We start from the raw sequence: 24,460 nt of genomic DNA on the forward strand, positions 1-24,460 counted from the left end.
GGGCACAGGCAACTTCGGTGCGTTCAAGAAAAACGGCTTATGCCATAAATGCGTGAGTTAACCCAAAGAAAAGATGTGCGCAGTGGGGCCAAGCGACTATTTCCGCCACCGAGTGGCGGCGCCGACCAGCGGACGGTTTATTATCTGGGACTCTCACCTTTCCTGCCATGGCATCACCCATCTGTCAGCCGTCTTATCCCGCTACACCTGCATATTCATAATATCCTGATACGCCGCCACCAGCTTGTTGCGCACCTGAATACCCAACTGCATCGACACCGATGATTTCTGCAGATCCACCATCACATCATTCAGGCTGATGCCCGGCACGCCCCGCTCAAAATCCTGCGCCTGTTTGCGCGCCGCCTGCTGGTTATCGCTGATTTTACCCAGCGCGGCCTTCAGCTCACCGGCGAAGCTGACGCCCTTCGCCGGCTGCGCCGCGCCTGAGCCGCCGGCCTGCAGCGCCGTTGCCTGCAACTGCTGCAGCACGCCTTCAATCCCCTGAATCGCCATTCCGTTCCCCTGTTAGTGGTTATCGTCACCGGGTTGCTGTACGCCCGACACAATTTTGATGATGCACACCCTAGCACAGGCTTTTGCCGCTAAAGCGGTTAATTAACTGCAAAAAACGCGGCTTATCGGGCCATCAAAATCATCGTCCGGGGCAAATAATGGCATGCCCAAAATGGGGACAGTTTTAACCCGTCAAGTTATGTGCATCATGGAGTCTGTTTTGTCACCACACAACGCTAAGCATTTTGTTCAGCCAGGTAAGGGGCCAGCATGAGTGCCTCAATCACCAGCGGTGAAAACCGTGAAAATGGCCTTCAGGCCCAGTGGAACCGCCTGCGCGCCAATCCTAAAATCCCGTTGCTGATTGCAGCCTCCGCTGCGATAGCCATCGTGGTGGCGCTGTTGTTATGGGTGAAAAGTCCGGATTACCGCGTGTTGTACAGCAACCTAAACGACCGGGACGGCGGCGCGATCGTCACTCAGCTCACGCAGATGAACATCCCCTACCGCTTTGCCGATAACGGCGCGGCGCTGATGGTTCCCGCCGATAAGGTGCACGAAACCCGTCTGCGTCTGGCGCAGCAGGGGCTGCCGAAAGGCGGCGCCGTCGGCTTTGAACTGCTCGATCAGGAAAAATTCGGCATCAGCCAGTTCAGCGAACAGATTAATTACCAGCGGGCGCTGGAGGGCGAACTGTCGCGCACCATCGAATCGCTGGGGCCGGTGCAGAATGCGAGGGTGCACCTGGCGATGCCCAAGCCGTCGCTGTTTGTGCGTGAGCAAAAATCCCCTTCCGCCTCGGTCACTCTGACGCTGCAGCCGGGCCGGGCGCTGGATGACGGCCAAATCAACGCCATCGTCTATATGGTCGCCAGCAGCGTGGCCGGCCTGCCGCCGGGCAACGTGACGGTGGTCGATCAGGCCGGCCGGCTGCTGACGCAGTCCGACGGCAGCGGGCGCGATCTTAACGCCGCGCAGCTGAAATACGCCGGCGAAGTGGAAAGCCGCTACCAGCGCCGCATTGAAGCGATTCTGGCGCCGATCGTCGGCAGCGCCAACGTACGGGCGCAGGTAACCGCACAGATTGATTTCGCTACCCGTGAACAGACCGATGAACAGTACCAGCCCAACCCAACGCCGGAGAAGGCCGCCATCCGCTCGCGTCAGCTGAGCCAGAGCGACCAGATCGGCGGCCCGCAGGTGGGCGGCGTGCCGGGCGCACTCTCCAATCAGCCAAGCGCAGCGCCTGCTGCGCCGATTGAAACGCCGCCGGCCAATAACGCCGATGCCCAGACCAAGGCGCAAACCAATGCCGGCAACAACGCCGTCAGCGGGCCACAAAACAGCCGCCGCGATGAAACCACCAACTACGAAGTCGACCGCACCATCCGCCATACCCAGCACCAGGCCGGTACGGTACAGCGCCTGTCCGTGGCCGTGGTGGTCAACACCCTCGGCACGGATAAAGACGGTAAGCCAGTCATGATGGACAAAGCGCAGCTGGCGCAGGTGGAATCGCTGGTGCGCGAGGCGATGGGCTACTCCAGCGCGCGCGGCGACTCATTGAACGTGGTCAACTCGCCGTTCAGTGATGTAGAGGTCGGCGGCGGCGAACTGCCGTTCTGGCAGTCGCAGCACTTTATCGATCAACTGCTGAACGCCGGCCGCTATCTGCTGATCGCGCTGATTTCCTGGCTGCTGTGGCGCAAACTGGTGCGTCCGCAGTGGCAAAACCGTCAGGCGCAACAGCAGGCCACCGCCGCAACCACAGCCGCACCGGCCCACGCCGCCGAAGGCGGCAGCAAACCCAGCAATGAGGAACTGGTGCAGCGCAGGCGTTCACAGCAGCGCGTCAGCTCCGAAGTTCAGAGCCAGCGCATCCGCGATTTGGCGGATAAAGATCCGCGCATCATCGCCCTGGTAATCCGCCAATGGATGAGTAACGAATTATGAGTCTGACAGGTACAGAAAAAAGCGCCATCCTGCTGATGACGCTGGGAGAAGACCGCGCCGCCGAGGTATTCAAACACCTCTCGTCGCGCGAAGTGCAACAGCTGAGCGGCACCATGGCCAGCATGCGGCAGGTATCGCACAAACAGCTGGGCGATATTCTGACGGAGTTTGAGGACGATGCCGAGCAGTATGCCGCGCTCAGCGTCAATGCCAGCGACTATCTGCGTTCGGTATTGGTAAAGGCGTTGGGCGAAGAGCGCGCCTCCAGCCTGCTGGAAGATATTCTCGAATCGCGGGAAACCACCTCCGGGATGGAAACGCTCAACTTTATGGAGCCGCAGAGCGCTGCCGACCTGATCCGCGACGAACACCCGCAGATTATCGCCACCATTCTGGTGCATCTGAAACGCGGCCAGGCGGCGGATATTCTGGCGCAGTTCGAGGAACGCCTGCGCAACGACGTGATGCTGCGAATCGCCACCTTCGGCGGCGTGCAGCCGGCGGCGCTGGCGGAGCTGACCGAAGTACTCAACAACCTGCTCGACGGCCAGAACCTCAAGCGCAGCAAAATGGGCGGGGTGCGCACCGCCGCCGAAATCATCAACCTGATGAAGACCCATCAGGAAGAGGCGGTGATCGACGCGATGCGCGACTACGACGGCGAGCTGGCGCAGAAGATCATCGACGAGATGTTCCTGTTCGAAAACCTGGTGGAAGTCGACGATCGCAGCATCCAGCGCCTGCTGCAGGACGTGGAAAGCGAGTCGCTGCTGATCGCCCTGAAAGGCGCGGAGCAGCCGCTACGCGAGAAGTTTCTCAAGAATATGTCGCAGCGCGCCGCCGACATTCTGCGCGACGATCTGGCCAACCGTGGTCCGGTACGGATGTCGCAGGTGGAAAACGAACAGAAGGCAATTTTGCTGATCGTCCGTCGTCTGGCGGAAAGCGGCGAAATGATTATCGGCGGCGGCGAGGATACCTATGTCTGACAGCAGCTCCCCACTCGCCTGGCAGCCGTGGCAGCTTAACGATTTAGCGACGCCGATGCCGCCGGAGGAGGACGCGACGGAAGCCGCGCCGATGCCGGCGGACACGACGCCTGATGAGGCGGAAAGCGAGCGGCAGCATCTGGCAGCGCTGCGCCTGCAGGCGCAGCAGCAGGGCCATCAGCTGGGCCATGACGAAGGCCGGCAACAGGGCTATCAGGAAGGCTATCAGCAAGGCCTTGCTGAAGGGCGCCAGCAGGGCATCGAACAGGGCGAACAGCAGCAGCAGCCGCTGACCGAACAGTGGCGGCAGATGGTCGGCGAATTCCAGCATACGCTGGATGCGCTGGACAGCGTGATCGCCGCACGCCTGATGCAGCTGGCGCTTACTGCCGCCAAACAGGTGCTCGGCCAGCCGCCGGTCTGCGACGGCACCGCCCTGCTGGCGCAGATCCAGCAACTGATTCAGCAAGAACCGATGTTCAGCGGCAAGCCGCAGCTGCGTGTGCATCCCGATGATTATCCGCGCGTGGAGCAGCAGCTCGGCGTAACCCTGAGCCTGCACGGCTGGCGGCTGCTGGCCGACGGCGATCTGCACCCCGGCGGCTGCAAAGTCAGCGCTGAGGAAGGCGATCTCGACGCCAGCCTGGCCACCCGCTGGCACGAAATCTGCCGCCTGGCGGCGCCGGGGGACGTATGACGACGCCCCGCCTCAGCCGCTGGCTCAGCGCGCTGGATACGCTGGAGCAGCGCATTCAACATGCGCCGCCGGTGCGCCGTTACGGCCGCCTGACCCGCGCCACCGGGCTGGTTCTGGAAGCCACCGGCCTGCAGATGCCGCTCGGCGCCACCTGCCTGATAGAGCGGCACTGCGCCGGCGAGATCCAGGAAGTGGAAAGCGAAGTGGTCGGTTTTAACGGCCAGCACCTGTTTCTGATGCCGCTGGAAGATGTGGAAGGCATCGTGCCCGGCGCGCGGGTGTACGCCCGTCTGGCGCCGGAGGGGCAAAGCGCCGGCAAACAGCTGCCGCTCGGCCCCGCCCTGCTCGGCCGGGTATTAGACGGCGGCGCCAAACCGCTCGACGGTCTGCCGGCGCCGGAGACCGGCTATCGCGCGCCGCTGGCCACCGCGCCGTTCAACCCGCTGCAGCGCACGCCGATCGAACAGGTGCTGGACGTCGGCGTGCGCACCATCAACGGCCTGCTGACCGTCGGCCGCGGCCAGCGCATGGGACTGTTTGCCGGCTCCGGGGTGGGTAAAAGCGTGCTGCTCGGCATGATGGCGCGCTATACCCAGGCCGATGTGATCGTGGTCGGGTTGATCGGCGAGCGCGGCCGGGAGGTGAAAGACTTTATCGAAAATATTCTCGGCGCCGAAGGCCGCGCCCGTTCGGTGGTTATCGCCGCGCCGGCCGACGTGTCGCCGCTGCTGCGGATGCAGGGTGCCGCCTACGCCACGCGCATTGCCGAAGATTTCCGCGATCGCGGTCAGCACGTGCTGCTGATTATGGACTCCCTGACCCGCTACGCCATGGCACAGCGGGAAATCGCGCTGGCGATCGGCGAACCGCCGGCTACCAAAGGCTACCCGCCGTCGGTGTTCGCCAAACTGCCGGCGCTGGTGGAACGCGCGGGCAACGGCATCAGCGGCGGCGGTTCCATCACCGCCTTTTATACCGTCCTGACCGAAGGCGACGACCAGCAGGATCCGATTGCCGATTCGGCGCGCGCCATTCTCGACGGCCATGTGGTGCTGTCGCGCCGGCTGGCGGAATCCGGCCACTATCCGGCCATCGACATCGAAGCGTCCATCAGCCGTGCGATGACCACGCTGATCGACCAGGAGCACTACCGTCGGGTGCGCGATTTCAAACAGATGCTGGCCAGCTACCAGCGTAACCGCGACCTGATCAGCGTCGGCGCCTATTCGGCCGGCAGCGATCCGCTGCTGGACAAGGCGATGGCGCTGTATCCGCAGATGGAGGCCTATCTGCAGCAGGGCATTTTCGAACGCAGCGGCTATGACGAAGCCTGTCAGCAACTGCAACAGCTGATCGTTTAACCACACGGGAGCCAGGCACGATGAAATCAGACTCGCCACTGCTGACGCTGCGCGACCTGGCGCAAGAGGCGGTGGAACAGGCCACTCAGCAGCTGGGCCAGGCGCGTCAGGCGCAGCAGGCGGCGGAGCAGCAGCTTTCCATGCTGCTTAATTACCAGGATGAGTACCGGCAAAAACTCAACGCCACGCTGAGCCACGGCATGGGTTCCGCCAGCTGGCAAAACTATCAGCAGTTTATCGCCACGCTGGAACAGGCCATCAGCCAGCATCGCCAGCAGTTACAACAGTGGAGCCAGAAAGTGGAACAGGCGATGAAACAGTGGCAGGACAAACGGCAGCGGCTGAACGCCTTCGACACCCTGCATACGCGCGCGCTGCACGCCGAACAGCAGCGGGAAAATAAACGTGACCAAAAACTGATGGATGAGTTTGCTCAACGTCGCTCACACAGGAACAGTAACCTATGAACCTCACCCTTCTGCCCGGCCTCACGCCGGCAGGCGACGCCGCAACCGACGGCCTGGTGCCGGCTGCCGATAACGATGCGCTGTCATCGGCGTTCGCGCAGCTGCTCGGCGAGCGTTTTCGCCCCGCCGGACAGCGCTCGGGCGTGCCGCAGCCTTTGGCCGCCGATGCGGAGCCGACGCCGGGCGATGGTGCGCTCAGCCAACTGCTGAACGTCCCGGAACAGTTCGAAACGCTGGCGAACCTCACCGCACGAGCGCCGGCCGACGCGGCGGTGGCGCAGGATGATACGTCGGAACCCCCGACCGTATCCGCACTGAAAACCCATGACGCGCCGGATGCCGCTACCTTACAGGCGCTGTTGGCTATGCTGCCGGCGATTGCGGCGCCGCAGCCGGATGAACAACGCGCCGTCCCAGCGCCCGCGGATAACCGCCCCCCCGGCAGGCCGTCCGCCCCGGCGGTCTCATTGATCGGCGCATTGCATGACGATGCCACGCCGTCTGCCGAGCGCGTCGCTACGCCGGTAACGCCTCGTCAGACGCCGGCAGCGCAAAATAGCGAGGCCGACGCCGCACCGCAGGCGATCAAAACGGACCTCTTCACCGCCGATCGCGTACCGCTGAGTACCGATAGCGCATCGTCGCCGGCGCCACAGCACGCCATGACGCCAGCCCCGCAGTTCACCGCATCACAGCCCGCAGCGGCGGTAGCGGCTCCGGCCGCGCCGCTGCTGAACGCGCCGCTCGGCAGCTCGGAATGGCAGCAGGCATTAAGCCAGCAGGTGCTGATGTTCCACCGCGGCGGCCAGCAAAGCGCCGAACTGCGCCTGCATCCTCAGGAACTGGGATCGCTGCAGATTACGCTGAAGCTGGACGATCAGCAGGCGCAGCTGCACATCGCCTCGGCGCACGGTCAGGTGCGCGCCGCGGCGGAAGCCGCCATACCGCATCTGCGCCATGCGCTGGCGGAAAGCGGCATCAATCTGGGCCAGAGCAGCGTTGGCGGCGACGCGACGCCGCAACAGTCGCAGCAGCAGGCCTCACAGGAGCACGGCCGGTCGCCTTCCTACCGTGAGCAGCACGGCGGTGCGGATCTGCCGGCGGAAACGACGGCCGCTCCGCCAACCCTGCAGGCGCTGGCGCGGGCGGTTGACGGCGTCGATATCTTCGCCTGACGCAGCGCGGCAAACGCCGAAGCTGACACGTTTTTCCCCGTCTATTCAGGCTATTGCATGCCGGGATAGACGGGATAATAACGCCATCTTTATCTCCCCTATTTGTCAGGGGGACGCACGGGCGAGCTCTGCGCGTGCCAATAACAGGAATTTGATTAAGTAATGTCACAAAATACCCTGCCAACGGCGCCGAAAAAGCGCCCGCTATTGGTCATCCTGTTGCTGCTGATCACCGTCGCCGCCTGCGGTGCGGCGGGTTACAGCTGGTGGCTGCTGCAACAAAAAGGCCACGGCGACGGCACCGCCGCAGCCAAACCGCAGCCGCCGGCGGCGCCGGTATTTATGCCGCTCGACACCTTTACCGTCAATCTGCTGACGCCGGACAACAACCCCGACCGCGTGCTTTACATCGGCCTGACGCTGCGGCTGCCGGATGAGGCGACGCGCCGCCGGATGAACGATTTTCTGCCGGAGGTGCGCAGCCGTCTGCTGATGCTGCTGTCCCGTCAGGAAGCCGCGCAACTGGCCAACGAACAGGGAAAACAGCAGCTGGTGGCGCAGATCAAAGAAGTGCTCAGCCCGCCGCTGGTTAACGGCCAACCCAATCAGGTGGTCAGCGATGTGCTGTTCACCGCCTTCATCCTGCGGTAATCCACTATGGGCGACAGTATCCTTTCTCAGGCGGAGATCGACGCATTACTCAACGGCGACAGCTCAGGCGATGAACCTGCGGCGATGGTCGGCAACGAGAGCGAGGTCAAGCCTTACGATCCCAATACCCAACGCCGGGTGGTGCGTGAACGTCTGCAGGCGCTGGAAATCATTAACGAACGTTTTGCCCGTCAGTTCCGCATGGGGCTGTTTAACCTGCTGCGCCGCAGCCCGGACATTACCGTCGGCCCGATCAAGATCCAGCCGTATCACGAATTCGCCCGCAACCTGCCGGTGCCGACCAACCTGAATCTGGTGCATCTGAATCCGCTGCGCGGCACCGCGCTGTTCGTGTTCGCCCCCAGCCTGGTGTTTATCGCCGTCGATAACCTGTTCGGCGGCGACGGTCGCTTCCCGACCAAAGTGGAAGGCCGCGAGTTTACCCCGACCGAACAGCGGGTGATCCGGCGCATGCTGCGGCTGGCGCTGGACGCCTACGGCGACGCCTGGAGCGCGATTTATAAGGTGGACGTGGAATACGTCCGCGCCGAGATGCAGGTGAAATTCACCAATATCACCACCTCGCCGAACGATATCGTAGTCACCACGCCGTTCCAGGTGGAGATCGGCGCGCTGACCGGCGAATTCAACATCTGCATCCCCTTCTCGATGATTGAGCCGCTGCGCGAACTGCTGACTAATCCGCCGCTGGAGAATTCACGTCAGGAGGACAACCGCTGGCGCGAAACGCTGGCGAAGCAGGTGCAACACTCTGAACTGGAGCTGATCGCCAACTTTGTCGACATCCCGATGCGGCTGTCGAAGGTGCTGAAGCTGCAGCCCGGCGACGTACTGCCGATCGACAAACCGGAACGCCTGATCGCTCATGTCGACGGCGTGCCGGTGCTGACCAGCCAATACGGCACCCTGAACGGGCAATATGCCCTGCGCGTTGAACATTTGATTAACCCTATTTTGCATGCTCTGAGTGAGGAACGGCCCAATGAGTGACCCGAAACAACCGTCTGGCGAAGAAAAGGAATCCGCCGACTCCCTGTGGGCTGACGCGTTTAACGAACAACAGGCGGCGGAAAAGCCGGGCGTCACCACCGAAGGCGTGTTCAAAACGCTGGAGGCGCAGGATGCCATCGGCAGTCTGCAGGACATCGACCTGATTCTGGATATTCCGGTCAAACTGACGGTGGAGCTAGGCCGCACCAAAATGACCATCAAAGAGCTGCTGCGCCTGTCGCAGGGTTCCGTGGTGGCGCTGGACGGGCTGGCCGGCGAGCCGCTGGATATTCTGATCAACGGTTATCTGATCGCCCAGGGCGAAGTGGTGGTGGTGGCCGATAAGTTCGGCGTCCGCATCACCGATATCATCACCCCGTCCGAACGCATGCGGCGCCTGAGCCGATGAGCGCGACCGTGCAGACCCACACCAGCCAGCCTGCCGAACCGGTCTTGCCGGCCGGTTCGGTGCTGACTCAGGTCAGCAGCGCGCTCGGCGGCGTGCTGCTGCTGATCGTGCTGGCGGGCTGGCTGTTTCGCCGCCTGGGTTTTACGCCGCAAAAACGCCGCGGCGCGCTGCTGAATCTGCGCGCCAGCTGCCAGGTCGGCCAGCGCGAACGCGTGGTGGTGGTGGAAGTGGACAACACCTGGCTGGTGCTGGGCGTCACCGCGCAGCACATCACCCCGCTGCATACCCTGAGCGCGCCGCCGGCCGCGCCTGATGCCGCCAGCGCCACGCCGCCGGCGGATTTTCGCCAGTTGATACGCAATGTCCTGCAACGCCCGGAAAAATCGGCATGAATGCACCCCAACGCCCTTCCTGCGCGTCGCCGACGCGCCTCACCCGTCTGAGCCGCTGCTGTGCGCCGGCGCTCACCGCCCTGCTGCTGATCAGCCCGCCGGCGCTGGCGCAACTGCCGGGCCTTATCAGCCAGCCGCTCGCCGGTGGCGGCCAGAGCTGGTCGCTGTCGGTGCAGACGCTGGTGCTACTGACTTCGCTGACTTTCCTGCCGGCGATGCTGCTGATGATGACCAGCTTTACCCGCATCATTATCGTGCTCGGCCTGCTGCGCAACGCGCTGGGCACCCCCACCGCGCCGCCGAATCAGGTGATGCTGGGACTGACGCTGTTTCTGACCTTCTTTATTATGTCGCCGGTATTCGACAAGGTGTATCAGGACGCCTACCTGCCGTTCAGCCAGGACAAGATCGCGCTCGACGCCGCCATGGAAAAAGGCGCGCAGCCGCTGCGCGAATTTATGCTGCGCCAGACGCGGGAGAGCGATCTGGCGCTGTATGCCCGGCTGGCCAATCAGCCGCCGTTGGCCGGCCCGGAAGCGGTGCCGATGCGCATCCTGCTGCCGGCGTACGTCACCAGCGAGTTAAAAACCGCCTTCCAGATTGGCTTTACGGTGTTTATTCCCTTTCTGATTATCGATCTGGTGGTGGCCAGCGTGTTGATGGCGCTGGGGATGATGATGGTGCCGCCGGCCACCATCTCGCTGCCGTTCAAACTGATGCTGTTTGTGCTGGTCGACGGCTGGCAGCTGCTGCTGGGTTCGCTGGCGCAGAGCTTTTATTCCTGACCCCGTCCCCTCCGGCGCTCAGCGCCGCACTATGCGGAGAGAAACGCAATGACTCCTGAATCGGTAATGGCGCTGGGCGTCGAAGCGATGAAAGTCGCGCTGGCGCTGGCCGCCCCGCTGCTGCTGGCGGCGCTGGTCAGCGGCCTGGTGGTCAGCCTCATGCAGGCGGCGACCCAGATCAACGAAATGACGCTGTCTTTTATCCCGAAAATCCTGGCGGTGGTCGCCACCATCATTATCGCCGGCCCGTGGATGCTCAACCTGCTGCTGGACTATATGCGCACGCTGTTTGGCAATCTGCCCAACATTATCGGTTAACCATGCTCAACCTCGACAGCTCGCAGTTCACCCTCTGGCTCAGCCACTATTTCTGGCCGCTGCTGCGTATTCTGGCGCTGATCGCCACCGCCCCGCTGCTGAGCGAAAAGCAAATCAGTAAAAAAGTGAAGCTGGGGCTGGGCGGGCTGATCGTCATGCTGATTGCGCCGACGCTGCCGGCCAGCGAGATACCGATTTTCTCCGCCGCCGGCCTGTGGCTGGCGCTGCAGCAAATCCTGATCGGCGTGGCGCTCGGCCTGACCATGCAGTTCGCCTTTGCCGCGGTGCGCACCGCCGGCGAAGTGATCGGCATGCAGATGGGCCTGTCGTTCGCCACCTTCTTCGATCCCTCCGGCGGGCCGAATATGCCGGTGCTGGCGCGCTTGCTCAATCTGCTGGCGATGCTGCTGTTTTTATCCTTCGACGGTCATCTGTGGCTGATCTCGCTGCTGGCGGACAGTTTCCACACCTTGCCGATCGGCACTCGGCCCCTTAACGGCAACGGCTTCCTGGCGCTGACTCAGGCCGGTTCGCTGATCTTTATCAACGGCGTGATGCTGGCGCTGCCGCTGATCTGCCTGCTGCTGACGCTGAACCTGTCGCTGGGGCTGCTCAACCGCGTCACGCCGCAGCTGTCGGTATTCGTGATCGGCTTCCCCGTCACCATGACCATCGGCATCCTGACGCTCGGCATGATGATGCCGATGCTGGCGCCGTTTTGTGAACATCTGTTCGGCGAGGTGTTTAACCGGCTGGCGGATGTGCTCAGCGGCATGCGCAGTTAGCCCGCCGATTCCGCGCATAAAAAAAGCCCGTTGCTCCAAACCTTAGTGGGAAAAAGAGCAACGGGCCAAACGACTGCGCCCGGTTTGTAAGGGAATGGTCGCCCCGCGTCAGCACGGGACGTTCCCTTTCGCGCAGCCAAATCGGCATGCGCCGCCAACCGGCGGCGCACAATGGTCAGCGTTAGCGATTCATCTGAAACAACGACATGCCCTGCATATCGCCGAAGGTCTTATACGAAGCCTGCAGCGCGGCCTGCTGCTGGAAATAAGACGAGATAGCCTCGACAACGTCCACGTCGACCAGCGCGCTCATCTGGACCTGATTGTTCGTATCACGGACTTTGCCGATATTATCCAGCGTCTCAATTTCCTGCATCTGCGTACCCAGCTTGGAATTGACCGTCAGCACGTTGTTGTAAGCGTTATCCAGACCGCGCTGCGCCTTGTCCAAATCCGCCTGTACCTGTTGACGCGTCGCGTCGTCGGCGTCCTGCAGCGGGGTATTGAGCGCCTTGAGCGCCAGATCGATACTGTCAAACACGTTGCTCACCGGCGCGCTGCCGTCCGGCTCCGGCTTCGGGTTGCTGGTCAGCGACATAAAGATCGCATCACCGGTATAGCCGACGGTCATGGTGCGGTTGGCGTCAACCTTCTGCTCAATCGCCCGGCTGCTGCCCTGATACACCACCTTGCCGTCGTCCTGCTGGACAAACGGCGGCTGGTCATCCTTAAAACCGCCGAACATATAGCGGCCGTTGCCGTCCGAGTTGTTCGCCTGACCCAGCAGCTGGTCTTTCAACCCCTGCAGCTGGGTCGCCAGCGAGGCGCGGTCGTTATCGCTCAGCACGCCGTCGCCGGCGTTAACCAGCAGGCCTTTCATATCCTTGATGCTGCCGGCGGCGCTGGCGGTCACTTTCTCCGCCATGGTGATACTTTGCAGGGCGAACTGACGCGCCAGCGCATACTGGCTGTTTTCCGACTGGGACTGCGTCAGCATCACCGCCTGCGAGGCCGCCAGCGGATCGTCGGACGGCGTCAACACCCGGGTGCCGCTGGACAGATGCTGGGCGGACTTCATCCACAAAGACTGCCGGTCGGTCAGGCTCTGCATGTTTTGCTGATACATCATGCTGGTGCTCATACGCATAGTCTGGGTTCCTCAATCAACGGATGGACAGGAGAGCATCGAACATCGAGCTGGCGGTCTGAATCACCTGCGCGTTCGCCATGTAATACTGCTGGAAACGCAGCAGTTCGCCGTACTCCTCGTCCAGGTTGACGCCGGATACCGACTGCTGTTGTTCCGTCAGCTGCTTGACGATATTGCCCTGCGCAACGCTGTTGGTTTTTGCCGTGGCGGTCTGGTTGCCGACGTTGCTGACCAGGCTGGCATAGGCGCCGCTCAGCGTGGCCTTGCCGTCCACCAGCTTTTGCGTCTGCAGGTCGCTCAGCTTTTTCACGTTGTCGTTATCGCCGCTACCGCCGTCCTCGCTGCCGGCGGCGGCCAGCTTGCCGGCGTCGCTAATCACCACCTTCAGGTTGCCGGCCACATCGCTGACGGGCTTGACGGTGAAGCTGTCGTTCTTATTGGCCGTGCCGTCGATGCCGACCCGCAGTCCTTCAAATTCCAGCGTCGGTTTACCGTCAGCGTCGGTGCCGGGGGTGGCGTTCACTTTGACGTTGTCCGACAGGCGCGTCACCTGCCAGTTGCTGCCGTCAAACTCGACGCGGTAATCGCTGGCCTGCACTTTGCCGGTATCGGTATAGCTCACGCTCAGTTCGGCGTCGCCGCTGTTGCGACTGTTTTCCACCACCCGGCCGCCGCTGAAGCTGAAGAAATCGCCGCCCGGTTCGCCATGAATATCAAAACCGGCGCGGTGCTGCTGGTTAAAGCTGTCGGCCAGCGCCAGCACCATCTGCCCCAGCTGGTTGCGTGCCCCGTCCAGCGCCTCACTGCGGAACTTCAGCACGCCGCTGACGCTGCCGCCGGTAATCTGCCCGGTCGGGATCTCGCTGGCGCCGTTACCGCGGTTATAGCCCAGCGTCAGCCGCGCCGGATCCTCGCTGGAGGGAACAGCCTCCACCTGATAGGTATTACTGCCCTGCACCAGCGTCAGGCCGTTGGCGAAAGAGACGGTGTACGTGTCGCCGTCCTGCTGCGTCACCTGCACATTGACGATTTGGTTCAGCTCGGTCACCAGTTGGTCGCGCTGATCGAGCAGAGCGTTGGGTTCGCTGCCGCTGCTGCCGCGCAGGCGGGTGATTTCATCATTCAGTCGGGCAATCTGCTGGCTGTAGTTATTAATTTGTACCGCGCTTTCGCTCAGTTGCTGATTGACGCCGGCATCCAGATCGCGCAGATATTTATCGGCATTACCGATCTGGTTCACCAGGCCGTTGGCCTTGCCCAGCACGGTGTTGCGCGACGCGTCATCACCGGCGTTATTGACCACGTTCTGCAGGCTGGTGAAAAAATCCTGCATATTGGTCGACACGTTGTTGGTTTTGTCCGCCAGCAGGTTATCTATCTGCGAAATTTTTTCATAATAGGCGCTGTGGGCGCCGGCCTGGCTCTGCGCGCCACGCAGCTGATTGGTGATGAACTGGTTATATTCACGGTTCACGCTGGTGACCGTGACGCCGTTGCCGATAAAGCCGGCCATGGTGCCCATACCGCCGTTCTGCGCCAGAATGGCGGTCTGACGGTTGTAGCCGGCCACGTTGTAGTTGGAAATATTATTACTGACGGTGCTCAGCGCCACCTGCGCCGCATTCAGGCCGCTCATCGCGGTATTGATTAAGCTATTGGACATAGAGATTCCTTGTGCTGCGGCGCCGGAGGCCCACAGGGTTTCATCAGGTTGCTGAACGACGCCGCCCAGCCTGTCTGGGTTATCGGCCGGGCGGCGAAAAACTTGAGGGAAAACTCACGGCGGCGCGGCATGCGGGAAAATACGTGACAGGGTTGATGAAACGCTATTGAAAGCCTATTCCCAGGATACTTTGCCGGCAGACGTGACATTTAATCTGACACATCGCCGGGCATGGTAATCAGAACAGATCCTGCAAATCGTGGCTGTAAGCCTTCGCCACCTGCTCACCGGCGCTTTTCATCTGCGCAATCACGCTGACCAGTTTGCGGGCATAGTGCGGATCGGTGGCATAACCCGCCTGCTGCAGCGCATGCGCCGCCTGTTCCGGCGTGCGGGCGGCGGCGACGCCGGCGTAACGCGGGTTGCCGGTCAGCAGTTTGACGTAGTCGGCGATCGCCTCCACGTAGGAGCCGTACACGCGGAAACGCGCCTTGATCTTCTTCGCCGCCCCCTGTTCAAACTCGGTAGTGGTAATTTCCGTCACCGGCCCGCGCCAGCCGCTGCCCGCCTTGATGCCAAACAGGTTATGGCTCGGCGAACCGTCGGCGGCCGGGATTTCACGCCGTCCCCAGCCGGACTCTAGCGCCGCCTGCGCCACGATCAGCTGATGGGGAATACCGCTCTGCTGGCTGGCAAGGCGCGCCGGCGTTGACAGCCGGGCGACAAAGTTGCCGTTGTTCAGCGGCGCAGGATTCCCCGGCACCGACGGCATTGGCGGCAGCGCGCGCCGCACCAGTTGCTCCAACGCCTGACGCGGCAGAGCCTGCAGCCTGTCGCCGTCCAACGCCATCGGCACCGTGCCGGCCGTTTCGCTCGGTGGCCTGCCGGCGCTGCCGAGCTGGCGCACCATCATATCCGCCAGCCCCAGCCCCTTCTGCGACAGCTGCTGGGCGATCTGCTGATCGTACAGCGAGGTATACAGCCGGGTCTGGTCGCTACTCAGCATACCGTCTTTCGGCAGCGCCGCGCGCATGCTTTTCAGCATCATCTGCACGAACATGCCCTCCACCTGGCGGGCCACCTGCTTCAGGTTGCCCTGCGGGTCAGCGGCGGCGGCGCTTTTCAGCCCGTTCAGCGCCTGGGCGTCGTAGGCCGCGCCGGCCATACTGGTGACGTCTCTGCTCATCAGATAATTTCCAGTTTGGCGCGCAGGCAGCCGGCGCTCTGCATCGCCTGCAGGATGGACATCAGGTCGATCGGCGTCGCACCCAGCGCATTCAGCGCGCGAACTACGTTATTCAGATTGGCGCTGGCGTTGACCTTCTGCAGCGAACCGCCCTGCTGCTGCAGCGAGATCTGGGTATTCGGCGTCACCACCGTCTGACCGCCGCCGAACGGCGTATCCGGCTGGCTGACGCTGTTTTGCCGATCCACCACCACCGACAGGTTGCCTTGCGCCACCGCGCAGGAATCCAGCACCACATCACGGTTCATCACCACCGAGCCGGTGCGCGAATTGATGATCACCTTGGCGTCGATCGCGCCGACACGCACATTGATATTCTGAATATCCGCCAGAAAACGCACCTGAGAGCTGTTGCCCTGCGGCACCAGTACCTTGATGGTGCGCGCGTCCAGCGGCGTCGCGGTGCCGTAGCCGCGCTGGCGGTTAATCGCGTCGCTGATCTGCTGCGCCAGCGTAAAGTCTTCATTGTTCAGCTGCAGATTGATTTCGCCGCCCTGACCGAAGGTGGTCGGCAGCTCGCGTTCGATGGTGGCGCCGTTGCTGATGCGCCCGCCCGCCAGCTGGTTGACCTGTACGCTGCTGCCGCCGGCCGCCGCGCCGGCGCCGCCGACCAGCACGTTGCCCTGCGCCAGCGCGTATACCTGGTTATCCACCCCTTTCAGCGGCGTCATCAGCAGCGTGCCGCCACGCAGGCTTTTGGCGTTGCCCATCGAGGAGACCACCACGTCGATATTTTGCCCGACGCGCGAGAACGGCGGCAGCTTGGCCGTCACCATCACCGCCGCCACGTTTTTCAGCTGCATATTGGTGCCCGGCGGCACGGTGATGCCCAGCTGCGACAGCATATTGCTCAGGCTTTGGGTGGTGAACGGCGTCTGCATGGTCTGGTCGCCGGAACCGTCCAGCCCCACCACCAGTCCGTAGCCGATCAGCGCATTGTCGCGCACGCCCTGCACCGTCACCAGATCGCGGATCCGCTCCGCCGCGGCCGGCAGGCTGAGGCTCGCCAGCAGCGCGGCAATCAGTAATTTCTTCAGCATCGCGATTCCTTAGTACGGGGAGAGATTGAGGAAGAAGCGCTGCAGCCAGCCCATGGTCTGCGCTTCGTTGATATAACCGTTACCGACGTACTCAATGCGGGCGTCCGCCACCTGGGTCGAGGTCACGGAGTTATTGCCGCTGATGGTGCGCGGGTTCACCACGCCGGAGAAACGAATAAATTCGGTGCCCTGATTGATGGCGATCTGCTTTTCCCCCACCACGTGCAGGTTGCCGTTGGTCAGCAGCTGGTTGACGGTTACGGTAATGGTGCCGTTAAAGGTGTTGTTGGCGTTCGCCCCCCCTTTGCCGCCGAAGCTGCTGTCGCCGGACATTTCCATATCGGCGCGCGCGTTGCCGAACAGCCCGCTGAGGTAGCGCGGTGCGGTGGCGACGCCGAATTTGCTGGCGCCGTTGCGGCTGGCGTTGGCTGACGAGCTCTTGCTGGCGCTGACGTTTTCCTGCAGCACGATGGTCAGGGTATCGCCGATATTGCGCGGTCGCCGGTCTTCAAACAGCGGCTGATAGCCGTAGTTCATCGGCTGTACCGTCTGAAAAATCGAGCCGTTCGGCACCGGCGCGGTGGCCGGCGCCGGCTGCGCGCTGGTGGCCCCGTCGACCAGCGGTTTGTGCGGTATGTAGGCGCAGCCGCTGAGCGCCAACAGCGCCGTGGCGGCCAGCGCGCGTTTGCCCTGCGATGGCCGGCGCGCCGTCAAAAGAGTGGTTAGCACAACAAATATCGCCTTTGTTTACGAGAGAGTTAAGCGGGCGCAGCAAGCTGCGCCCTGATGCGTCCGCATCGGTTACAGCTGCGTCAGTTTCTGCAGCATCTGATCGGAGGTGGACACCGCCTTACTGTTGATTTCATACGCGCGCTGTACCTGAATCATGTTTACCAACTCTTCCGCCACATTGACGTTGGAGGTTTCCACATAGCCCTGATACAGCAGCCCGGCGCCGTTCAGCCCCGGCGTGCTCTCATTCGGCGCGCCGGAGCTTTCAGTTTCCTGGTACAGGTTTTCACCGACGCTCTCCAGACCGCTGTCGTTGATAAAGGTGGTCAGCGTCAGCTGGCCGACCTGCTGCGCCGCCGTCTGCCCCTGCTGGGTCACGCTGACGATGCCGTCGCGCCCCACGGTAATGCTCAGCGCGTTGGCAGGAATGGTGATCGCCGGCTGTACCTGGAAACCGCTGGCGGTCACCAACTGGCCGTTCTGGTCGATCTGGAACGAGCCGTCGCGGGTGTAGGCCTGACTGCCGTCCGGCAGCATTACCTGAAAATAGCCCTGTCCCTTGATCGCCACGTCTTTACTGTTGTTGGTCTGTGACAGATTGCCCTGACTGTGCAGGCGCTCGGTGGTCACCGGCCGCACGCCGGTGCCGATCTGCAGGCCCGACGGCAGCGTGGTCTGCTCGGAGGACTGTGCCCCCGGCTGGCGCATGGTCTGGTACAGCAGGTCTTCAAACACCGCGCGCTGGCGCTTGAAGCCGTTGGTGCTGACGTTCGCCAGGTTGTTGGCGATCACGTCCATATTGGTCTGCTGCGCGTCCAGACCGGTTTTGGCAATCCATAATGATGGGATCATGTTGTTTTCCTTAGCTCACTGACAGCAGCGAGTTGGCGCGTTGTGCATTCTCATCCACGCTGTGGATGACCTTCATCTGCATTTCGAAGCGGCGGGCGTTGGCGATCATATCGACCATGGTTTCCGTCGGGTTGACGTTGCTGCCTTCCAGCACGCCGGGCATCACCCGCACCTGCGGGTCGTTCGCCAGCTGGTTGCCGCGCTGCTGCCGGCTTGCCGGCGTCAGATGGAACAGCCCGTCATCGCCGCGCGCCACCTCAGCAGCCTCCGCCTTGACCAGCTTCAGCCGGCCGATCTGCGCGATGGTGTTCGGCGGGTCGCCCGGATTGAGCGCCGAGATGGTGCCGTCGGCGGCGATGGTGATCTCAGACTGCGGCGGCACCTCGATTGGCCCGCCGTCGCCCAGCAGCGGCCGCCCCTGCACCGTCAGCTGCCCTTCGGCGGAAATCTGGATATTGCCGTTGCGGGTGTAGGCTTCGCCGCCATCGGCCAGCCGCAGCGCCAGAAAACCATCCTGCTGCAGCGCGACGTCCAGCGGGCGCGCGGTGTAGTTCAGCGCCCCTTGGCGCATATCGGCGCCCGGCGTCGAGGCGGCGACCAGCGTACGCGTCGGCAGGCTCGGCCCGTCGACCGGCACCGCGCGCAGCGCCGCCAGCTGGGCGCGAAATCCCGGCGTCGAAACGTTGGCCAGATTGTTGGCGGTGATCGCCTGCTGGTCCAGCGTCTGACGCGCCGCCCCCATCGCGGTATAAATCGCGTGATCCATAGCTTGGTTCCTTTAACCCCGCCGTCAGCGCAGGCTGACCAACGTCTGCAGGATGGAGTCCTGCGTCTTGATGGTCTGCGCGTTCGACTGATAGTTGCGCTGTGCGACGATCATATTGACCAGTTCCTGGCTCAGATCGACATTGGAGGACTCCAGTGCGCCGCTGGTCAGCTTGCCGAAGCCGCCGCCGCCCGCCACGCCGACGCGCGCCTGACCGGAGGCGCCGGTTTCCTGCCACACGTTATCGCCCTGTGACGCCAGCCCTTCCGGATTGGAGAAGTTAGCCAGCACGATCTGCCCCAGCACCTGTTTTTGCTGGTTGGAGTACAGGCCGACCACGGTGCCGTCCTGCTCAATCTGGAAGTTGGTGTATTCGCCGGCGCTGTAGCCGTCCTGCGACACTTTACTCACCGAGTCGCTGCCGACGTTCTGCTGCATGCTGCCGGCAAAGCTGAGGGTGAAGTCCTGCGCCGGCGCGCCGTCTTTGGCCGACATCGGGATCGTCAGGCTGAACGCCGTGGCGCTCGGGTTGCCGTCGGCGTCCAGGGTTTCAGTCAGGGTGCCGCTGGTGTTGAAGTTCAGGCTGCCGGCCTTGTCGGCCGGAGCGCCGTCAACGCTGCCGTCCTGGGTGTAGACATCCCATTTGTTGTCGGCGGTTTTGACGAAATAGGCGTTAATGTTGTGCGCATTGCCCAGCGAGTCGTAGGTGGTAATAACGTTGACGTAGTTATAGGAGTCCGTTTTGCTTGGATCGAAGGTCGTATTTTCCGGCACCTTGTGGGTGGACTTCAGGTTGGCCACCATCGCGCCGGAAGTGGATGCTCTGGCGTTCATCATCCCTTCAGGAATGCTCAGCGGCTGCGGATCCGCCCCCTGCTGAATGGTTGGCGGCGTACCAGCTGCCGGGTAGCCGGTCAGCTGCAGGCCTTGCATATTCACCAGGTTACGGTTTTCATCCAGTTTGAACTGGCCGTTGCGGCTGTAAAAGATGCCGCCGTCGCTGTCCTGCAGGCGGAAGAAACCACTTTCGGTAATGGCGATATCCAGCGCGCGGTTGGTGCTGGTCGGCGTGCCGCCGTTAAAATTTTGCGTAATGCCCGCCACTTTTACCCCCAGCCCGACCTGCGAGCCGGCGAACATATCGGCAAAGGATACGCTGCCGGATTTAAACCCGGCGGTGGCGGAGTTGGCGATATTGTTGCCGATAACGTCAAGGTTGGTCGCCGCCGCATTAAGGCCGCTGACTGCCTGAGAAAAAGCCATGTGTAGTCTCCAAAAAAACAAATAGGTAAGTTAAAACCGCCGTCGCTGAATCTGGCGCTGCGTGTTATAGGATCTGGCGCACATCTTCCAGCGTGGCGCTGCCCGCCAGGCCGAGATCCAGTTTGGCGCCGTCTGCGCCGCGGGTGACGCCGTTCACCATGGCGAAGCGCAGCGGGTTTGCCACCAATTGCTCGCCGTTGCCCTTGGCGTTAATGGCGACGGTATAGGCGCCGTCCGGCGCGTTGCTGCCGTCTTCCAGCTTGCCGTCCCAGGTAAAGGCGTGCACGCCGGCGCCCAGGCCGCCGATCTCGATGGTGCGCACCGCCTTACCGGTGGCGTCACTGATGGTGGCGGTAACGCTGCTGGCGGCGCGTTCCAGCTCGACGCCGAACGGCGTGGTGCTGACCTGACCCTCTTTACTGCCCACCAGGATGTCTTTGCCCGGCACCATTACGCCGTGGCCGATCAGCGCGCTGGCCTGCAGTGACTGGTTGCTGTTGATCTGGCCGGAAATCGATCCCAGCGTGGTGTTGAGTTTTTCGATGCCGCTGACGGTGTTGATCTGCGCCAACTGGGTCGTCAATTCGTTGTTCTGCATCGGGTTGGTCGGGTCCTGGTTTTTCAACTGCGCCACCAGCAGGGTCAGGAAACTGTTTTGCAGATCCTGGCTGCTGTTGCCGGCCGCGCCGCTTCTGGCGTTGGCGCCGGCGACGGTGTTGTCCAGCGGTTCATTGGTGGTTGCGGCAATGCCCATAAAAAGCTCCGGTTATTGGCCCAGCGTGAGGGTTTTCATCATCATCGACTTGGTGGTATTCAACACCTCGACGTTGGCCTGATAGCTGCGCGAGGCCGAGATGGTGTTGACCATTTCACCGACCACATCGACGTTGGGCATCTTGACGTAGCCGCGGGCGTCCGCCAGCGGGTTGCCCGGCTGATACACCCTGCGCGCCGGCGCCGGGTCCTCCACCACCTGCGCGACGCGTACGCCGCCGGTAGGCTGGCCGGACGCTGAGGCCACCTCGAACACCACCTGTTTGGCGCGGTACGGCTGGCCGTCCGGCCCGGTGACGCTGTCGGCGTTGGCCATGTTGCTGGCACTGACGTTCAGCCGCTGCGACTGCGCGCTCAGCGCCGAACCGGAAATATCAAAAATGTTCAGTAGTGACATACGCCTTATCCTTGAATCACCGACAGCATGCCTTTGATCTGACCGGTAAGCAGCGTCAGATCGGCTTGGTATTTCAGGCTGTTATCGGCAAAGTTGGTGCGTTCGCGATCCATATCCACCGTGTTGCCGTCGCTCGCCGGCTGGTCCGGCACCCGGTATAACAGCTCCAGCTGCGGCGGCTGCAGGTTCTGCGCCGGAATATGACGCGCCGAGGTCAGGCTGAGCGCCACGCCGCTGCCGCCGGGGCGGCCCTGCGCCATCACCTTGTTCAGTTGGCTGGCAAAATCAATATCCCGGGCCTGATAACCCGGCGTGTCGGCGTTGGCGATATTGCCCGCCAGGATCTCCTGGCGCTGCGCGCGCAGGTTCAGCGCCTCCTGCCCGAAACGCAGGCTGGCATCCAGTTTGTCGAGCATGCTCCCTCACGAGGTTAGAATTTGGAGCCGACAGCATAAACGCCGCCATTGCCAACCTATCGCCAGAATAAACGTCAAATGCGTCGCTATTTGCCCGCTTAACCGGCGCGGACTCCGGGTACACTGGACGCCATCAGACAGGTCGCCGCGGCGGCGCGTGCGACGCTAACCTCCGGGAGGCCGGGATTGCGATTATTACTCATACTGCTGGCGCTGCTGCCGGGCCTGCCGGCCTATGCCGACGATCTCGCCGGGCAAATCGACCGTTTTATCCAGGCGCAGTTTGCCAACAGCCCGGTGACGGTCAACGTCGAGGTGCGCACGCCGAAGGCGCAATGGCCCGCCTGCGCCACACCGCAGCTGGCGCTGACGCAAAGCGTCCGCCTCTGGGGCGCCGTCACCCTGTCCGCCCGCTGCGGCAATGAACGTCGCTTTATCCAGACGCAGGTTGCAGCGACCGGCCGCTATCTGGTGGCCGCACGCGCGATCCGCGCCGGCCATGCGCTGACGGCGGCAGACGTAAAAGTCATGCGCGGGCGGCTGGATACGCTGCCGCCGCGTGCACTCAGCGACGCTCGCCGCGCCCTCGGCGCCGTCAGCCTGCGCAATATCGGCCGTGCGCAGCCGCTAACCGCCCCGATGCTGCGCCGCCCCTGGCTGGTGAAAGCCGGCCAGCCGGTGCAGGTACGGGTACAGGGCGAAAGTTTTACTATCAGCGGCAACGGTAAGGCGATGAACAACGCCGCCGCCGATGACAACGTGCGGGTGAGAATGACCTCCGGGCGGATCGTCAGCGGCCATGTCGGCGAAGATGGCGAAGTGCGTATCACGTTATAAAGAACGCGATTAAAGGTTTGCGCCGGCCTGCCGATAGTTACACTATCAACGGCAGCGGCCGAGCGCGCCGCCCAGAGTAATAACGACTTCCGTCGCCGCAGACGCGCGATGTAGATGGAGATGGGACATGAGTATCGATCGCACCCAACGGCTGCAGGCCATTACCGCCGTGCAGCCCCGAGAAACCTCGGCGGAAACGCCGCTGAAACCGCGTAAAAACGCCCAGGCGGAAAACGGCCAGAGCGGTACGCAGGTCAGGCTCAGCGACGCGCAGGCGCAGCTGATGCAGCCCGGCAGCCAGGATATCGACATGAACCGGGTTGAGGCGATCAAGCAGGCGATTCGCAGCGGCGATCTCACTATGGACGCCGGCAAGATTGCCGACGCGCTGCTGCAGGAAATGCAAAACGACAGCCAGTGGACATCCGGACCGCGCTGAACGTACAGAGAGAAAAGGTAAACAATCACCATGGAAAGTCTGGCACTGCACCTGGACAAGCTACTGGAAACGCTCAGCGAGTTGGAGAGCGTGCTGGCGGAAGAACACGCCCTGCTGTGCGCCGGCACGCTGCCGGGGCCTGCGCTGCAGCGCGTTACCGATGACAAAAGCCAGCTGCTGGCGACGGTCAATCATCTGGAACAGCAGCGACAGCTGTTGGAAAACAGCGGCGGCCCGAAAGCGCCCTATGCCGGCCACGACGGGCTGACCGCGCGCTGGCGGCAGGTTCAGCAGCAAAGCCAGCAATTACGTGAGAAAAATCAGCATAACGGCCTGCTGCTCAGCCGCCATATCGACCACAACGCTCAGGCACTGACGGTGCTGAACAAACAGAATAAAAACCTGTACGGGCCGGACGGACAGTCGCGCGGCGGCAGCCTGCTGGGGCGCAAAATCGGCGTTTAAATCCAAATCCCTCTTCGCGTCGTCCGGCTGCCCCATAACGCCGGACGACGTTTACCATTTTGCGCAGCCGTGCGCATTCCTTTGATAAATGCCGCTATATCGTCATTTTTAAATTCATCACGCCCCGCATAATCCCTCTATTCCTCTGTGCCTCCCCCGTTTGACGCGGCATGATGAGCGCGTTGTTAAACCGCTTGAAATATACCCACCAAGGGTATAGATTTCACAGGGAGCGTGAATGACGGATATCTACCTGACCAAAACGTTTCAGGCTTTTGCCGCGCGTGAACGCATCAGCGACGCCACCGTGATCAAAGCCGCCAGAGAAATACGGCATGAAAACTACGAGGCCAACCTCGGCGGCTGCGTGTACAAAAAACGGGTCGCGAGACACGGCGGGGGAAAACGCGGCGGCTACCGCCTGTTAATCGCCTTCCGTGAGGAGAACCGGCTGTTTTTTATGCGCGGGTTCGCCAAAAGCGAGAGGGAGAACCTGAGCCGCGACGAACTGGCTGCATTAAAGTGCCTGGCGGCTCTGTATCTGGATTTCTCGCCTTATAGACTTTATCAGTTGGTTAACAACAAGGAATTAAAGAGGCTGTGTGATGAGCAAAATTCTGTCTGAGATCCACCAGGAAGTGCAGGGACTGCACCAAACGGGCTTCGTCGACGATGTGACAATGCGCACCTTCGATATGCTCTGTTTACACCCGGTTAAACACTACTCGCCCGCCGACATCCGTGCCCTGCGTGAACGTGAAAACGTCAGTCAGCCGGTGTTCGCCCTGCACCTCAACGTCAGTAAAAAAGCGGTGCAAAAGTGGGAGCGCGGCGAGGCAAAACCCAACTCCGCGGCGATGAAGCTGCTGTCGCTGGTTGAACGCAGCGGACTGGCGATCCTCGCCTGAGAC

General features: G+C 62.3%; 30 protein-coding genes. 18 read left to right on the forward strand and 12 right to left on the reverse strand.

The genetic code is table 11. The annotated features are described in order from the left end of the window. Nucleotides 1–201: 201 nt before the first annotated feature. A complete protein-coding gene (fliE, locus tag TAN611_RS14145; RefSeq protein ID WP_187044514.1) occupies nucleotides 202–516 on the reverse strand; it encodes a flagellar hook-basal body complex protein FliE in 315 nt (104 codons plus the stop codon). A gap of 270 nt (nucleotides 517–786) precedes the next feature. Here fliE and fliF point away from each other — a divergent pair, with 270 nt between their 5' ends. The 13 genes from fliF to fliR all read left to right on the forward strand — a co-directional run bounded on the left by fliF (nucleotide 787) and on the right by fliR (nucleotide 11,509). Next, a complete protein-coding gene (gene fliF, locus TAN611_RS14150) occupies nucleotides 787–2,469 on the forward strand; it encodes a flagellar basal-body MS-ring/collar protein FliF (RefSeq protein ID WP_203066601.1) in 1,683 nt (560 codons plus the stop codon). Then, nucleotides 2,466–3,458, forward strand: a complete 993-nt coding sequence (fliG, locus tag TAN611_RS14155) for a flagellar motor switch protein FliG (protein WP_105231569.1) — start codon at nucleotides 2,466–2,468, stop codon at nucleotides 3,456–3,458. Before fliF ends, fliG begins: the two co-directional genes overlap by 4 nt. Further along, the gene (gene fliH, locus TAN611_RS14160) at nucleotides 3,451–4,155 is read left to right on the forward strand and encodes a flagellar assembly protein FliH (protein WP_105231570.1); all 705 of its coding nucleotides are present in this window, start codon (nucleotides 3,451–3,453) and stop codon (nucleotides 4,153–4,155) included. Before fliG ends, fliH begins: the two co-directional genes overlap by 8 nt. Continuing rightward, entirely contained in the window at nucleotides 4,152–5,516 is a 1,365-nt protein-coding gene (gene fliI, locus TAN611_RS14165; protein ID WP_203066602.1) for a flagellar protein export ATPase FliI, read from the forward strand. Before fliH ends, fliI begins: the two co-directional genes overlap by 4 nt. A 20-nt stretch (nucleotides 5,517–5,536) precedes the next feature. Further along, nucleotides 5,537–5,983: a flagellar export protein FliJ gene (fliJ, locus tag TAN611_RS14170; protein ID WP_105231572.1), complete on the forward strand. Its 447-nt coding sequence runs from the start codon at nucleotides 5,537–5,539 to the stop codon at nucleotides 5,981–5,983. Further along, on the forward strand, nucleotides 5,980–7,158 hold the full coding sequence (locus TAN611_RS14175) for a flagellar hook-length control protein FliK (RefSeq protein WP_203066603.1): 1,179 nt from the start codon (nucleotides 5,980–5,982) through the stop codon (nucleotides 7,156–7,158). Before fliJ ends, TAN611_RS14175 begins: the two co-directional genes overlap by 4 nt. A 162-nt stretch (nucleotides 7,159–7,320) precedes the next feature. Beyond that, entirely contained in the window at nucleotides 7,321–7,809 is a 489-nt protein-coding gene (fliL, locus tag TAN611_RS14180) for a flagellar basal body-associated protein FliL (protein ID WP_197949779.1), read from the forward strand. 6 nt (nucleotides 7,810–7,815) lie between these two features. Next, the gene (gene fliM, locus TAN611_RS14185) at nucleotides 7,816–8,820 is read left to right on the forward strand and encodes a flagellar motor switch protein FliM (protein ID WP_015672814.1); all 1,005 of its coding nucleotides are present in this window, start codon (nucleotides 7,816–7,818) and stop codon (nucleotides 8,818–8,820) included. After that, on the forward strand, nucleotides 8,813–9,229 hold the full coding sequence (gene fliN, locus TAN611_RS14190; RefSeq protein WP_105231574.1) for a flagellar motor switch protein FliN: 417 nt from the start codon (nucleotides 8,813–8,815) through the stop codon (nucleotides 9,227–9,229). The genes fliM and fliN overlap by 8 nt, the downstream gene beginning before the upstream one ends. Then, a complete protein-coding gene (gene fliO, locus TAN611_RS14195) occupies nucleotides 9,226–9,621 on the forward strand; it encodes a flagellar biosynthetic protein FliO (protein WP_111736889.1) in 396 nt (131 codons plus the stop codon). Before fliN ends, fliO begins: the two co-directional genes overlap by 4 nt. Beyond that, nucleotides 9,618–10,406: a flagellar type III secretion system pore protein FliP gene (gene fliP / locus TAN611_RS14200; protein WP_232251561.1), complete on the forward strand. Its 789-nt coding sequence runs from the start codon at nucleotides 9,618–9,620 to the stop codon at nucleotides 10,404–10,406. The genes fliO and fliP overlap by 4 nt, the downstream gene beginning before the upstream one ends. A gap of 48 nt (nucleotides 10,407–10,454) precedes the next feature. Further along, complete coding sequence (gene fliQ, locus TAN611_RS14205; RefSeq protein WP_105231576.1) at nucleotides 10,455–10,724, forward strand: flagellar biosynthesis protein FliQ; 270 nt, start codon at nucleotides 10,455–10,457, stop codon at nucleotides 10,722–10,724. A gap of 2 nt (nucleotides 10,725–10,726) precedes the next feature. Beyond that, entirely contained in the window at nucleotides 10,727–11,509 is a 783-nt protein-coding gene (fliR, locus tag TAN611_RS14210) for a flagellar biosynthetic protein FliR (protein ID WP_105231577.1), read from the forward strand. 181 nt (nucleotides 11,510–11,690) lie between these two features. Here fliR and flgL read toward each other — a convergent pair whose 3' ends face one another. The 11 genes from flgL to flgB form a co-directional block, all read right to left on the reverse strand. Next, nucleotides 11,691–12,656, reverse strand: coding sequence for a flagellar hook-associated protein FlgL (gene flgL, locus TAN611_RS14215; RefSeq protein WP_105231578.1), 966 nt, complete (start codon nucleotides 12,654–12,656; stop codon nucleotides 11,691–11,693). Nucleotides 12,657–12,672: 16 nt separating this feature from the next. After that, the gene (gene flgK, locus TAN611_RS14220; RefSeq protein ID WP_111736888.1) at nucleotides 12,673–14,322 is read right to left on the reverse strand and encodes a flagellar hook-associated protein FlgK; all 1,650 of its coding nucleotides are present in this window, start codon (nucleotides 14,320–14,322) and stop codon (nucleotides 12,673–12,675) included. A gap of 238 nt (nucleotides 14,323–14,560) precedes the next feature. Continuing rightward, on the reverse strand, nucleotides 14,561–15,508 hold the full coding sequence (flgJ, locus tag TAN611_RS14225; protein WP_203066604.1) for a flagellar assembly peptidoglycan hydrolase FlgJ: 948 nt from the start codon (nucleotides 15,506–15,508) through the stop codon (nucleotides 14,561–14,563). After that, nucleotides 15,508–16,608: a flagellar basal body P-ring protein FlgI gene (locus TAN611_RS14230; protein ID WP_105231581.1), complete on the reverse strand. Its 1,101-nt coding sequence runs from the start codon at nucleotides 16,606–16,608 to the stop codon at nucleotides 15,508–15,510. Before TAN611_RS14230 ends, flgJ begins: the two co-directional genes overlap by 1 nt. Nucleotides 16,609–16,617: 9 nt before the next feature. Continuing rightward, nucleotides 16,618–17,322, reverse strand: coding sequence for a flagellar basal body L-ring protein FlgH (gene flgH, locus TAN611_RS14235; RefSeq protein ID WP_187044722.1), 705 nt, complete (start codon nucleotides 17,320–17,322; stop codon nucleotides 16,618–16,620). A gap of 87 nt (nucleotides 17,323–17,409) precedes the next feature. Further along, on the reverse strand, nucleotides 17,410–18,192 hold the full coding sequence (gene flgG, locus TAN611_RS14240) for a flagellar basal-body rod protein FlgG (protein ID WP_203066605.1): 783 nt from the start codon (nucleotides 18,190–18,192) through the stop codon (nucleotides 17,410–17,412). A 10-nt stretch (nucleotides 18,193–18,202) separates the two neighbouring features. After that, nucleotides 18,203–18,958, reverse strand: a complete 756-nt coding sequence (locus TAN611_RS14245; protein ID WP_187044506.1) for a flagellar basal body rod protein FlgF — start codon at nucleotides 18,956–18,958, stop codon at nucleotides 18,203–18,205. Between the two features lie 24 nt (nucleotides 18,959–18,982). Next, on the reverse strand, nucleotides 18,983–20,221 hold the full coding sequence (flgE, locus tag TAN611_RS14250) for a flagellar hook protein FlgE (RefSeq protein ID WP_105231584.1): 1,239 nt from the start codon (nucleotides 20,219–20,221) through the stop codon (nucleotides 18,983–18,985). Between the two features lie 64 nt (nucleotides 20,222–20,285). Beyond that, nucleotides 20,286–20,975 carry a flagellar hook assembly protein FlgD gene (gene flgD, locus TAN611_RS14255; RefSeq protein ID WP_105231585.1) on the reverse strand — a complete coding sequence of 230 codons (690 nt, stop codon included), beginning with the start codon at nucleotides 20,973–20,975 and terminating at the stop codon, nucleotides 20,286–20,288. Between the two features lie 12 nt (nucleotides 20,976–20,987). Next, a complete protein-coding gene (flgC, locus tag TAN611_RS14260) occupies nucleotides 20,988–21,392 on the reverse strand; it encodes a flagellar basal body rod protein FlgC (RefSeq protein WP_111736883.1) in 405 nt (134 codons plus the stop codon). Between the two features lie 5 nt (nucleotides 21,393–21,397). Then, on the reverse strand, nucleotides 21,398–21,808 hold the full coding sequence (flgB, locus tag TAN611_RS14265) for a flagellar basal body rod protein FlgB (protein WP_111736882.1): 411 nt from the start codon (nucleotides 21,806–21,808) through the stop codon (nucleotides 21,398–21,400). Nucleotides 21,809–21,994: 186 nt separating this feature from the next. Here flgB and flgA point away from each other — a divergent pair, with 186 nt between their 5' ends. The 5 genes from flgA (at nucleotide 21,995) to TAN611_RS14290 (ending at nucleotide 24,457) form a co-directional block, all read left to right on the forward strand. Further along, the gene (gene flgA / locus TAN611_RS14270; protein WP_187044504.1) at nucleotides 21,995–22,645 is read left to right on the forward strand and encodes a flagellar basal body P-ring formation chaperone FlgA; all 651 of its coding nucleotides are present in this window, start codon (nucleotides 21,995–21,997) and stop codon (nucleotides 22,643–22,645) included. A gap of 127 nt (nucleotides 22,646–22,772) precedes the next feature. Further along, nucleotides 22,773–23,084, forward strand: coding sequence for a flagellar biosynthesis anti-sigma factor FlgM (gene flgM, locus TAN611_RS14275; protein WP_105231589.1), 312 nt, complete (start codon nucleotides 22,773–22,775; stop codon nucleotides 23,082–23,084). A 30-nt stretch (nucleotides 23,085–23,114) separates the two neighbouring features. Then, a complete protein-coding gene (locus tag TAN611_RS14280) occupies nucleotides 23,115–23,549 on the forward strand; it encodes a flagella synthesis protein FlgN (RefSeq protein WP_203066606.1) in 435 nt (144 codons plus the stop codon). 238 nt (nucleotides 23,550–23,787) lie between these two features. Continuing rightward, the gene (locus TAN611_RS14285; protein WP_111736879.1) at nucleotides 23,788–24,174 is read left to right on the forward strand and encodes a type II toxin-antitoxin system RelE/ParE family toxin; all 387 of its coding nucleotides are present in this window, start codon (nucleotides 23,788–23,790) and stop codon (nucleotides 24,172–24,174) included. Further along, nucleotides 24,155–24,457, forward strand: coding sequence for a DNA-binding transcriptional regulator (locus TAN611_RS14290; RefSeq protein WP_105231592.1), 303 nt, complete (start codon nucleotides 24,155–24,157; stop codon nucleotides 24,455–24,457). Before TAN611_RS14285 ends, TAN611_RS14290 begins: the two co-directional genes overlap by 20 nt. The last annotated feature ends 3 nt before the right edge of the window (nucleotides 24,458–24,460 follow it).

The organism is Serratia sp. Tan611 (genome assembly GCF_905188235.1).
Lineage (GTDB): Bacteria > Pseudomonadota > Gammaproteobacteria > Enterobacterales > Enterobacteriaceae > Serratia_B > Serratia_B rhizosphaerae.